Raw genomic sequence first — 11,873 nt, forward strand, 5'->3', positions numbered from 1 at the left:
CCGGGGGGGGGGGGGGGGGGGCGGGCCGGGCGGGGGGGGGGGGGGGGGGGGGGGGGGGGGGGCGCGGCGGCCCCCCCCCCCCCCCCCCCGCCGGCACGAAACTACATCGGGTGGACGTTGTCCGCCTGCGGGCCCTTCTGCCCCTGGGTCACCTCGAACTCGACCTTCTGACCCTCCTGCAGCTCGCGGTAGCCGCTGCTCTGGATGGCCGAGTAGTGGACGAACACGTCCGGACCCCCGCCGTCCTGCTCGATGAAGCCGAAGCCCTTTTCCGAGTTGAACCACTTGACCGTGCCGGTTGCCATGCGTCTCTCCCTGTTCAAAGCGGGTGAGCACCGGCCGCGGCCGATGATCGCCCTAGTACCTTCCCGACAGTAACCGGCCGAACCGGGATCTGCTGGCGGAAGTGCCGGCGTGCCTCGCGAATACGCGTCGAGCGGAAAAATCCCTCCGAGTGGAGTCAGCACCCGGCATGCTTGGCCCGATGAGGGCACAGACCGCGCTGGCCGACCTGGAACGGGAGATCGCCGCGCCCGGCGGCGGCCTGGACCGGCTGCAGCTGGTCGCCACGCCGTTCGTGCCCGAGGTACGGCTGCACGTCGCCGAGGACGCGATCCTCTGGTGGGCCCGGATGGAGGCGGCCGCCGGACAGCCGCTGCCGCCCCCGTACTGGGCCTCGGTCTGGGCCGGCGGCCAGGCGCTGGCCCGCCACCTGCTCGACCATCCCGAGCTGGCCGCCGGCCGGCGGGTGCTCGACCTGGCCGCCGGGTCCGGGCTGGTGGCCATCGCCGCCGCGCTCGCCGGGGCGGCGCGGGTGGTCGCCAACGACGTCGACCCGTATGCGGTCGCCGCCGTCACGGTCAACGCCCGGGCCAACCGGGTGGCCGTGGCCGCCACCGCCGGCGACCTGCTGGACGGCACCGTCCGCACCGACCTGCTGCTGGCCGGGGACATCCTCTACGACGCCGCGCTGGCCGAGCGGGTGCTGCCGTTCCTGCAGCGGGCCGCCGACCGGGGTGTCCAGGTGCTGGTCGGCGACCCCGACCGGGGACACCTGCCGCCGGACCGGCTGGAGGTGGTCGCCAGCTACCCGGTGCCGACCACCGAGCCCTCGGTCGACTCCCCGGTACGCCGGGTGCAGGTGCTGCGTCCCCGATGACCGGTGCGGGCCGGTTCGGGGCGACCCCGAGCCGAAATCAGGGGAGGGTGGGGGATCCGGCCGGATGTGCGCCCCTAGCGGGGGCCATAGCGTACGCGGCATGACGGATCTGCTGGCCCAGGTCGGGGAGCTGCCCACCACCCTGCTGATGGGGATGCTGGGCATGGTCATGCTCGCCGACGCCGTACCCCTGATCGGGGTGCTGGTGCCCGGCGACGCCGCGGTGCTCGCCGCGGTCGGCGCGGGCCGGCCGGCGACCGGGCTGGCCACCCTGGCGGCGGTGGTGGCCGGCTGCCTCGCCGGCTGGTCGCTGAGCTTCCTGGCCGGGCGGCGCTGGGGCGAGCGGCTGCGCCGCAGCCGGCTGGGTGACTGGATCGGTGAGTCGCGCTGGGTGGCCGCCGAGGCGCTCCTGCACCGCGGCGGCGGCCGGATGGTGCTGGTCGCCCCGTTCCTGCCGGTGTTCAACGCGTTGCTGCCGCTGGCCGCCGGCGGACTGCGGATGCCGTACCGGAGGTTCGTGGCCTGCGCGGCGCTCGGTGCGACGCTCTGGGCCGGCGCCTACGTGGCGCTGGGCATCACCGCCCGGGCGCTGGCCGGGCTGCTGCCCGGGGTGCCGAACCCGACGGTGCTCACCATGGCGGTCGGCCTGCTGCTCGCCGCTCCGGTGCTGCTCGGCACCCGGCGCCGGCTCCGCGCGGTGACCGGCGCGGGCGCGGCGTCCTGAGTGGGCCGGCCGGAAACCTGACGCCGTCGGCGCCGACCCGCCGGGCCGGCGCCGACGGGCGGCTCACCAGCCGCGGGCCCGCCACTGCGGCAGGGCAGGGCGCTCGGCGCCCAGCGTGCTGTCCTTGCCGTGCCCCGGGTAGAACCAGGTCTCGTCCGGCAGCCGGTCGAACAGCTTGTGCTCGACGTCGTCGATGAGCTGCCCGAACCGCTCCGGGTCCCGGTCCGTGTTGCCGACGCCGCCCGGGAAGAGGCTGTCGCCGGTGAACAGGTGCGGGATGCCGGACGGGTCGCGGTAGAGCAGCGCGATCGAGCCCGGGGTGTGGCCCTTGAGGTGGATCACCTGCAGGCCGCAGCCACCGACCGCGACGGTGTCGCCCTCGCGGAGCGGCTCGGCGGGGATCGGCAGCCCCTCGGCGTCGTCGGCGTGCACCAGCGGGCGGGCCCCGGTCTTGGCGACCACCTCCTCCAGGGCCACCCAGTGGTCCATGTGCCGGTGCGTGGTGACCACCGCGGTGAGCCCGCCGTCGCCGACCAGGTCGAGCAGGCGCGGCGCCTCGTTCGCGGCGTCGATCAGCAGCTGCTCGCCGGTGTCCCGGCAGCGCAGCAGGTAGGCGTTGTTGTCCATCGGACCCACCGACACCTTGGTGATGGTGAGCCGGTCGAGCTCGCGGACGGCCGGCTCGCCGCCGGGCGTGACGTCTCCGGTGTAGGTCATGGGACAGCTATATCCATTCCGGTGGGTTCGGCAGGGGACCGTCGGGGGTGACGGTGAGCACCTCGCCCGCGGTGCGGCCGATCAGCCAGGCGGCGAGGTCCGGCGCGGCGCCGGAGACCGTGGGCGCGCCGGCCGGGTCGCCGATGCCCAACTCGTGGCAGCCGCTGCCGGGGAAGCGCAGCACCATCGCGGGTGCGGCGGCCCGGTCGGCCAGGTCGGTGGCGACCTCGTGCAGCAGCCGGTGGCTGAACGCCTCCGGCCAGTCCGCGGGCCGGTAGCCGGCGGCCAGATCCACGTGGTGCACCTCCACCTCGCGCAGCCGGCCCCAGACCAGCAGGGCGGCCAGCCGGGGGCCGCGCGGTGTCCGCACCGTCGCGGTCCACGCCTCGGGCGGCATGGCGGCGACCGCCGCCGCGAACCGGTCCGCGGACCGGCGCAGGTCCTCCAGGTGGGCCGCCGGCGGCCGGACGGCGCCGGCCTCGATGTCGGCGACCCGGGCCGCCGGGCTGGCGTACATCGGGACGGCCTCGCCGGTGCGGGCGGCGGTGAGCAGGTTGACGAAGCCGTCGGCGTTGCGGGCCAGGTGGGTCAGCACATGCCCGCGGGTCCAGCGCGGCAGCAGCGAGGCGGCGGCGACGTCCGCGGCGTCGAAGGCGGCCACGGTACGCAGCAACCGGGCGGTGGCGTCGGCCACCTCGCCGGTCAACAGCAGCGGATCGTTGCTCACGGCGCCACCTCGGTTCGCTCCCCGGCGGCGCGAGGCGCCCTGCCACAGAGCCTCATGGTTCGCTCGCTGCGCTCGCTCACGAACCGACCCTAACGGTCGGGCGCCGCCGCGTCGTCGGGGAAATCGCTTTCGGCGCGTCGGCCCGCGCCCTTACCGTCTGCCCGACGGCTTCAGGTCGCGGCGCGGCGTCAGAGCGGCCTTCATTCGGTCCGGAGCGCCGCCTGGCGGCGCGCAGGCCGAATTACGGGCGCCGGCCGAGCTGAAGTCGTCGCAGAACGCGGCACCGGGAGTCGGGACGGAGGTGGTGAGCATGCCGGTCCTAGCACGCGTGTTCCGCCATGAACCCCCTCGACACCGATGAGGACACCATGACACTCGATCTGACCGCTCTCGGCTGGGACGCCGACTGGGCGGCACACGTACGACGGCGCACCGACCACCGTCCGGGCCGGGTGGCCCGGGTCGACCGGGGGATCTGCACCGTGCTCTGCGCGGAGGGCCCGGTTCGGGCCAGCCTGGGCGGCGCGGTGCTGGCCGCCGCCGCCCGCGACCTGGCCGCACTGCCCTGCGCCGGTGACTGGGTGCTGCTGGCCACCTGGCCGGACGGGCCGGTGACCGTCGAGACGGTGCTGCCCCGCCGCACCGCGCTGGTCCGCCGTACCGCCGGCAAGGACGCCAGCGGCCAGGTGCTCGCCGCCAACCTGGACGCCGCCGCGGTGGTCGAACCGGTGCACCCCGAGCCGGACACCGCGCGGATCGAGCGGCTGCTCTCCCTGGCCCACGAGTCCGGGGCCGAGCCGCTGCTCGTACTCACCAAGACGGACCTGGCCGCCGACCCGGCGGCGGTCGCCCGGCAGCTCGAAGCCGTCGCACCCGGGGTGCCGGTGCTGCCGGTCAGCGCCGAACGCGGCGCCGGGCTGGGCCCGCTGCGCCGGTACGTCGCGCCGGGGCGGACGCTCGGGCTGCTCGGGCCCTCCGGCGCGGGCAAGTCGAGCCTGGTCAACGCGCTCGCCGGGGCGGACGTGATGCGGACCCAGGCGATCCGCCGGGTGGACGGCAAGGGCCGGCACACCACCACCTGGCGGGCGCTGGTGCCGATCCCCGGCGGGGGCGCGGTGCTGGACACCCCGGGCGTCCGGGCGGTCGGCCTGCTGGACGGCTCGGCCGGGCTGGACCGGGCCTTCGCGGACATCGCCGAGCTCGCCGCCGGCTGCCGCTACGCCGACTGCGCACACGAGGCCGAGCCGGCCTGCGCGGTGCGGGCGGCGCTGGAGAGCGGCGAGCTGTCCGTCCGGCGCTGGGAGAGCTGGCGCCGGCTCCAGCGGGAGGTGGCGTACGAGAGCCGGCGCCGGCAGACCCGGCTGGCCGCCGAGCGGCGGGGAAGCTGGCGGGGCGAGCGGCGGCGCACGGCGCGCCCGGCGTCGCCGCCGTCGCCCGGCGGATACTGAGTCGAGCACCGGTCGCGCCGGCCCGGTCGGAGCCGGCGCGACCGGGCCGACCTGGGGGAATGTGCGCACGACGAAAGTTGTCGTACCTCGGGGCTAGAGTTGCTCGGGCGTCTTCCCTGCGCCTCGACAACCTCGAAAAACCGCTCAGACCACGCTCCGAGCGGACAGATCCGCCTCACATTCTTTCTCCGGGAGCACACGCACCGTGGCCGACCGACTGATCATCCGTGGCGCGCGCGAGCACAACCTCCGTGACGTCAGTCTCGACCTGCCCCGGGACGCCCTGATCGTCTTCACCGGCCTCTCCGGGTCGGGCAAGTCGAGCCTGGCGTTCGACACCATCTTCGCCGAGGGCCAGCGCCGCTACGTGGAGTCACTGTCGTCGTACGCCCGGCAGTTCCTCGGCCAGATGGACAAGCCCGACGTCGACTTCATCGAGGGGCTCAGCCCCGCGGTCTCCATCGACCAGAAGTCCACCTCGCGCAACCCGCGTTCCACCGTCGGCACCATCACCGAGGTCTACGACTACCTCCGGCTGCTGTTCGCCCGCATCGGCGAGCCGCACTGCCCGATCTGCGGCGAGCGGATCTCCCGGCAGACCCCGCAGCAGATCGTCGACCGGGTGCTCGGCATGGCCGAGGGCACCCGGTTCATGGTGCTCGCCCCGGTGGTGCGCGGCCGCAAGGGCGAGTACGTCGACCTCTTCGCCGAGCTGCAGGCCAAGGGCTACGCCCGGGCCCGGGTCGACGGCGTGGTGCACCCGCTGACCGAGCCGCCCAAGCTCAAGAAGCAGGAGAAGCACACCATCGAGGTGGTCATCGACCGGCTCAGCGTCAAGGCCAGCGCCAAGCAGCGGCTGACCGACTCGGTCGAGGCGGCGCTCGGCCTCTCCGGCGGCCTCGTGCTGCTCGACTTCGTCGACCTGCCCGAGGACGACCCGGCCCGGGAGCGCCGCTACTCCGAGCACCTGGCCTGCCCCAACGACCATCCGCTCGCGATCGAGGACCTGGAGCCCCGGGTCTTCTCCTTCAACGCCCCGTACGGCGCCTGTCCCGAGTGCACCGGTCTCGGCACCAAGAAGGAGGTCGACCCGGAGCTGGTGATCCCCGACCCGGAACGCACCCTGCGCGAGGGCGCGATCCAGCCCTGGTCGACCGGGCACAACCTGGAATACTTCCTCCGCCTGCTGGAGGCCCTCGGCGAGGCCGAGCACTTCGACATCGACACGCCGTGGCGGGCGCTGCCGTCCCGGGCGCAGAAGACGATCCTGCACGGCGCCGACGACCAGGTGCACGTCCGCTACCGCAACAAGTACGGCCGCGAGCGCTCCTACTACACCGGCTTCGAAGGTGTGGTGCAGTGGATCGAGCGCCGGCACACCGACACCGACTCGGAGTGGTCGCGGGAGAAGTACGAGGGCTACATGCGGGACGTGCCCTGCGCGGCCTGCGGGGGCGCCCGGCTCAAGCCGGAGGTGCTCGCGGTCACCCTGGCGGGCAAGAGCATCGCCGAGGTCTGCAACCTCTCCGTCGGCGAGGCGGCCGACCTGCTGGCCGGCATCGAGCTCACCGACCGGCAGAAGATGATCGCCGAGCGGGTGCTCAAGGAGATCAACGCCCGGCTGAAGTTCCTGCTCGACGTCGGGCTGGACTACCTCTCCCTGGACCGCCCGGCGGGCACCCTGTCCGGCGGTGAGGCGCAGCGCATCCGGCTCGCCACCCAGATCGGGTCCGGCCTGGTCGGCGTCCTCTACGTGCTGGACGAGCCGTCCATCGGCCTGCACCAGCGGGACAACCACCGGCTGATCGAGACCCTGCTGCGGCTGCGCGGGCTGGGCAACACGCTGATCGTGGTGGAGCACGACGAGGACACCATCCGGGTCGCCGACTGGATTGTCGACATCGGCCCGGGCGCCGGCGAGCACGGCGGCAAGATCGTGCACAGCGGGTCGGTGCCGGCGCTGCTGGAAAACGCGGAGTCGGTCACCGGGGCGTACCTGTCCGGGCGGAAGGTGATCCCGACGCCGGGCCACCGCCGGCCGCAGACCCCCGGTCGCGAGCTGGTGGTGCACGGGGCGCGCGAGCACAATCTGCGCAACCTCACGGTGAACTTCCCGCTCGGCCAGCTCATCGCGGTCACCGGGGTCAGCGGCTCGGGCAAGTCCACGCTGGTCAACGACATCCTGTACGCGGTCCTGGCCAACCAGATCAACGGCGCCCGGCTGGTCCCCGGCCGGCACACCCGGATCAGCGGCCTGGAGCACGTGGACAAGGTGGTGGGCGTCGACCAGTCGCCGATCGGGCGCACGCCGCGGTCCAACCCGGCCACCTACACCGGCGTCTGGGACCACATCCGCAAGCTGTTCGCCGAGACCACCGAGGCCAAGGTCCGGGGGTACGGGCCGGGCCGGTTCTCGTTCAACGTCAAGGGCGGCCGCTGCGAGGCGTGCTCCGGCGACGGCACGATCAAGATCGAGATGAACTTCCTCCCGGACGTCTACGTCCCCTGCGAGGTGTGCAAGGGCGCCCGGTACAACCGGGAGACTCTCGAGGTGCACTACAAGGGCAAGACGGTCGCCGAGGTGCTGGACATGCCGATCGAGGAGGCGGCCGAGTTCTTCTCCGCCATCCCGGCCATCCACCGGCACCTCAGGACCCTGGTCGACGTGGGTCTCGGGTACGTCCGGCTGGGCCAGCCCGCCCCGACGCTCTCCGGCGGTGAGGCGCAGCGCGTCAAGCTCGCCTCGGAACTGCAGAAGCGCTCCACCGGCCGGACCGTCTACGTGCTGGACGAGCCCACCACCGGCCTGCACTTCGAGGACATCCGCAAGCTGCTGATGGTGCTGGAGGGTCTGGTCGACAAGGGCAACACCGTGATCACCATCGAGCACAACCTCGACGTGATCAAGACGGCCGACTGGATCATCGACATGGGCCCCGAGGGCGGTCACCGGGGCGGCACGGTGCTCGCCACCGGCACGCCTGAGGAGGTCGCCGAGGTGCCGGAGAGCCACACCGGCCAGTTCCTGCGTCCGATGCTCAAGCTCGACGGCGAGGCCAAGGGCGCCACGGCGGCCACCACCCGGGCGGCGCGGGCCAACGGCACCGCCAGGTCACGTGCCCGTAAGGTGCCAGCCGGAGCCCGCTGAGCCGAGCGCTGCGGCGGCCCGGCGCACCCGCCGGCCCGCCGCACGGCCCGTCCGCGCAGTTGGGTGGAGCCGGGGCGTTCTGGGTTTCGGTACCCATTTCGTGACGCGCTCGTATGAACCGCGCGGCACAGTCATCCGTGTCCAGAAATGGACACGAATCATGATGGGTGGCGGCAGTCGAGAGAGAGGCCGGACATGAGTGACGATCAGGTGGGAACCGAGCCGGGTACGCAGACGCGCCGGGCCCTGCTGGCGGGCGCCGGCGCGGTCGGCGCGGCAGTGGTGCTCGCCGCCTGCGGCGAAAACGAGGGCTCGGGTTCGGGGACCCCGGCGCCGACCAGCGGCGGCCCGGGTGCGACCGGCGCCGGCGACGCCGGGGGCGGTAACCGGGACAGCATCGGTCCGCTGACCCGGACCACCGACATCCCGGTCGGCGGCGGCGCGGTGTTCGCCAGCAAGGGCGTCGTGATCACCCAGCCGGAGCCGGGGCAGTTCAAGGGCTTCGACCCGATCTGCACGCACCAGGGCTGCCCGGTGTCGAACGTCGACGGCGGCACCATCAACTGCACCTGCCACAACAGCAGGTTCTCGATCGTGGACGGATCGGTGAAGCAGGGCCCGGCCACCCGGCCCCTGGCCCCGAAGAACATCAAGGTCACCGGCGACCAGATCACCCTCGCCTGAGTGCTCGGCGGCGTCCCCCGCCCGCAGGTCCGGGTGGGGGACGCGTGGCGGCGGTGGGGTGTCGGGGGTGCGGACTAGGCTTGCGGCGTGGCTGACCCCTCGACCTATCGTCCCGCACCCGGCACCATCCCGGAGTCGCCAGGGGTCTACCGCTTTCGTGACGGCACCGGCCGGGTGATCTACGTCGGCAAGGCGCGAAGCCTGCGCAGCCGGCTCAACTCCTACTTCGCCGACCCGGTCAACCTGCACCAGCGCACCCGGCAGATGGTCTTCACCGCCGAGTCGGTGGACTGGATCACCGTCGCCACCGAGGTCGAGGCGCTTCAGCAGGAATACACCTGGATCAAGCAGTACGACCCGAGGTTCAACGTCCGCTACCGCGACGACAAGTCGTACCCGTACCTGGCGGTGACCCTGGACGAGGAGTATCCGCGGCTGCAGGTGATGCGCGGCGCCAAGCGCAAGGGGGTCCGCTACTTCGGGCCGTACTCGCACGCCTGGGCGATCCGCGAGACGCTGGACCTGCTGCTCCGGGTCTTCCCGGCGCGGACCTGCTCCTCCGGCGTGTTCAAGCGGGCCGGCCAGGTCGGCCGCCCCTGCCTGCTGGGCTACATCGGTAAGTGCTCCGCGCCCTGCGTCGGCAGCGTCACCGCCGAGCGGCACCGGGAGATCGTCAACGGCTTCTGCGACTTCATGGCCGGCCGCACCGACACCATGGTCCGGCGGCTCGAACGGGAGATGCAGGAGGCCAGCGAGGAGCTCGAGTTCGAGCGGGCCGCCCGGCTGCGTGACGACCTGGCCGCGCTGCGCCGGGCCATGGAGAAGCAGACGGTGGTGCTCGGCGACGGCACCGACGCCGACGTGGTGGCCTTCGCCGACGACCCGCTCGAGGCCGCGGTTCAGGTCTTCCACATCCGCGACGGCCGGGTACGCGGCCAGCGCGGCTGGGTGGTGGAGAAGACCGAAGACCTGAGCACCGGCGATCTGGTGCACCACTTCTGCACCCAGGTCTACGGCGGCGAGCAGGGCGAGGCGGACGTCCCCCGCGAGCTGCTGGTTCCGGAGCTGCCCAGCGACGTGGACGCGCTCGCCGACTGGCTCTCCACGCGCCGGGGCAGCCGGGTGTCGTTGCGGGTCCCACAGCGAGGCGACAAGCGGTCGCTGCTGGAGACCGTGGAACGCAACGCCAAGGACGCGCTCGCCCGGCACAAGCTCAAGCGGGCCGGCGACCTGACCACCCGCAGCAAGGCCCTCGACGAGATCGCCGAGACGCTCGGCATGCGGACATCGCCGCTGCGCATCGAGTGCTTCGACGTCTCGCAGATCCAGGGCACCGACGTGGTCGCCAGCATGGTCGTTTTCGAGGACGGGCTGCCCCGCAAGAGCGAGTACCGGCGGTTCATCATCCGGGGTGCCAGCGACGACCTCTCCGCGATGTCCGAAGTGCTCCGCCGGCGTTTCGCCCGCTACCTCGACGCGCGCGCCGAGACCGGGGAGATCGGCGAGGAGACCGCCGGCGATCCGGACCGGCCCGGCATCGATCCCACCACCGGGCGTCCGCGCCGGTTCGCGTACCCGCCTCAACTGGTCGTGGTCGACGGCGGCGCGCCACAGGTGGCCGCGGCCGCGCAGGCGCTCGCCGAGCTGGGCATCGACGACGTGGCGCTCTGCGGACTGGCCAAGCGGCTGGAGGAGGTCTGGCTGCCCGACGACGAGTTCCCGGTCATCCTCCCGCGCACCTCGGAGGCGCTCTACCTGCTGCAACGTGTCCGTGATGAGGCGCACCGGTTCGCCATCACCTTCCACCGGCAGCGGCGCTCGAAGCGGATGACTGAGTCGGCGCTCGACAACATCCCCGGCCTGGGCGAGGTACGCCGGAAGGCCCTCCTGCGCCACTTCGGCTCGCTCAAGCGCCTCTCCGCCGCCACGGTCGAAGAGATCACCGAGGTGCCCGGGGTGGGGAAGCGGACGGCGGAGGCGATCCTGGCCGCCCTCGACGAAGGCGCCAAGCCGACTCCCACCCCCTGACTCGCCCCAGCCCGCCGCGCGTCCCAGGTCTTTGGAGAATCGGTGCCGCGCCGGTCAGCGCTGAGTCAGCGCGAGGCCCTGCCGAGCCTTTCCGCGCGCACCGGCCGCCCCTGACCGGGGTTTGGGCCCTCTCTCGCTGTGCCTCTTGGCGGCTTTGCCCTCCGCCCGAGCGGAAGTCTCCAAGGTCCGGGTCTCGCGCGTGCTGCCCGAACCTGCGCATGTGCCCGGTCTGGCCGTCACGAGGGTGTGCGGGCGACGACGTGCGGGGCGTCACCATCGCCCCGCCTGCCATCGAAGTGGTTTGACGGAACGTGACGGCCGGCTGATTCGGCCTTGAGCACGCACGGTAACCGGGAGGCGTTCTTGACGACTACGCATGCCAGCCATCGGAGAGGGGGCTGAGCAGGTGTTTCCTCCGCCGCCTTCGCAAAGGGGGATTGTCCCCGTCCTCGCTTTGCTCTGCAGCCAGATACGCAGCTTGCCACGTTCGGTGAGTGTTGCGTATGTGGCTGCAGAGCAAAGCAGGGTGCGGGTGGGTCTGGTTCACGGCGGGATGTGACGGTGGGTGAGGGTCGAGTGTGCGTGTGGCCCTCGACCGTTTCGTGCCGGAGGTCCGTCGACACCCGTTCGGTCCGGCCTGCGCGGGATGGGCTGTCTGGGTTGGGGTCGGGCTGGACGTGGTGTCCGGTTCGGGCGTGGCTGTCCGGTGGCGGGGGTGGGCTCGGGGGAATCAGGCTAGGGCCGGGGGCGTTGTACATGGCTGACCGCGCCGGATCTGCGACCCCCTGAGGGTGGCCCTGGCTGCGGCGGAATGATCGGCGGCCGGCCGTGGTTACATCCCCGGGCCGCACAGCAGATCCCCTCCGGATCCGCCAGCCGGTCCCCGGGAAGCCGGGTGGAATGATCCCCGGTCCCCGGTCGTTACATCCCCCGGACCGCCGAGCAGGCCGCGAGGCCTCGGCCAGGCCCCCGGGAGAGCCCGGGTGGAATGATCCCCGACCCCCGGTCGTTACACCCGGAACGCCCCGTGCAGGCCCCCCGCTGTGGCCGCCGGGCAGATTCCCCCTTCTGACTTTCCCTTTCACGCGGCGCCCGCGCACCCCCCTTTCGCGTGTGTGTGCCGTTCCCCCGACCGAAAGGCTTTGATCATCATGCGTACCAACACCATCCTGCGTAAGACCCTGCTGACCACTGCCGGCATCGCCGCCACCGCCGGTGGCATCGCCGGACCCGCCATC

At 72.8% G+C, this 11,873-nt stretch carries 9 protein-coding genes; 6 read left to right on the plus strand and 3 right to left on the minus strand.

Annotated elements, in window-relative coordinates:
* Positions 1–101 precede the first annotated feature (101 nt).
* Positions 102–305, minus strand: coding sequence for a cold-shock protein (locus ABZ783_RS36945; protein WP_073833810.1), 204 nt, complete (start codon positions 303–305; stop codon positions 102–104).
* A gap of 179 nt (positions 306–484) precedes the next feature.
* Here ABZ783_RS36945 and ABZ783_RS36950 point away from each other — a divergent pair, with 179 nt between their 5' ends.
* Both ABZ783_RS36950 and ABZ783_RS36955 read left to right on the plus strand, forming a co-directional pair.
* Positions 485–1,159 carry a 50S ribosomal protein L11 methyltransferase gene (locus ABZ783_RS36950; RefSeq protein ID WP_357447738.1) on the plus strand — a complete coding sequence of 225 codons (675 nt, stop codon included), beginning with the start codon at positions 485–487 and terminating at the stop codon, positions 1,157–1,159.
* Positions 1,160–1,259: 100 nt separating this feature from the next.
* The gene (locus tag ABZ783_RS36955; RefSeq protein ID WP_357447741.1) at positions 1,260–1,883 is read left to right on the plus strand and encodes a VTT domain-containing protein; all 624 of its coding nucleotides are present in this window, start codon (positions 1,260–1,262) and stop codon (positions 1,881–1,883) included.
* Positions 1,884–1,946: 63 nt separating this feature from the next.
* Here the strand turns inward: ABZ783_RS36955 and ABZ783_RS36960 are convergent, their stop codons facing one another.
* Together ABZ783_RS36960 and ABZ783_RS36965 are read right to left on the minus strand one after the other, a co-directional pair.
* Positions 1,947–2,600, minus strand: a complete 654-nt coding sequence (locus tag ABZ783_RS36960) for an MBL fold metallo-hydrolase (RefSeq protein WP_357447744.1) — start codon at positions 2,598–2,600, stop codon at positions 1,947–1,949.
* A gap of 7 nt (positions 2,601–2,607) precedes the next feature.
* A complete protein-coding gene (locus ABZ783_RS36965; RefSeq protein WP_357447747.1) occupies positions 2,608–3,327 on the minus strand; it encodes a maleylpyruvate isomerase family mycothiol-dependent enzyme in 720 nt (239 codons plus the stop codon).
* Between the two features lie 368 nt (positions 3,328–3,695).
* On the opposite strand from ABZ783_RS36965, the gene rsgA reads away from it, so the two are divergent.
* The 4 genes from rsgA to uvrC all read left to right on the plus strand — a co-directional run bounded on the left by rsgA (position 3,696) and on the right by uvrC (position 10,635).
* On the plus strand, positions 3,696–4,775 hold the full coding sequence (gene rsgA, locus ABZ783_RS36970; RefSeq protein ID WP_357447750.1) for a ribosome small subunit-dependent GTPase A: 1,080 nt from the start codon (positions 3,696–3,698) through the stop codon (positions 4,773–4,775).
* A 205-nt stretch (positions 4,776–4,980) separates the two neighbouring features.
* A complete protein-coding gene (gene uvrA, locus ABZ783_RS36975) occupies positions 4,981–7,923 on the plus strand; it encodes an excinuclease ABC subunit UvrA (protein ID WP_357447753.1) in 2,943 nt (980 codons plus the stop codon).
* A gap of 195 nt (positions 7,924–8,118) precedes the next feature.
* On the plus strand, positions 8,119–8,607 hold the full coding sequence (locus tag ABZ783_RS36980; RefSeq protein WP_357447756.1) for a Rieske (2Fe-2S) protein: 489 nt from the start codon (positions 8,119–8,121) through the stop codon (positions 8,605–8,607).
* 87 nt (positions 8,608–8,694) lie between these two features.
* On the plus strand, positions 8,695–10,635 hold the full coding sequence (gene uvrC, locus ABZ783_RS36985) for an excinuclease ABC subunit UvrC (protein WP_357447759.1): 1,941 nt from the start codon (positions 8,695–8,697) through the stop codon (positions 10,633–10,635).
* Positions 10,636–11,873: the final 1,238 nt, after the last annotated feature.

The sequence above is a fragment of the Micromonospora sp. NPDC047738 genome (assembly GCF_040642675.1).
Lineage (GTDB): Bacteria > Actinomycetota > Actinomycetes > Mycobacteriales > Micromonosporaceae > Micromonospora.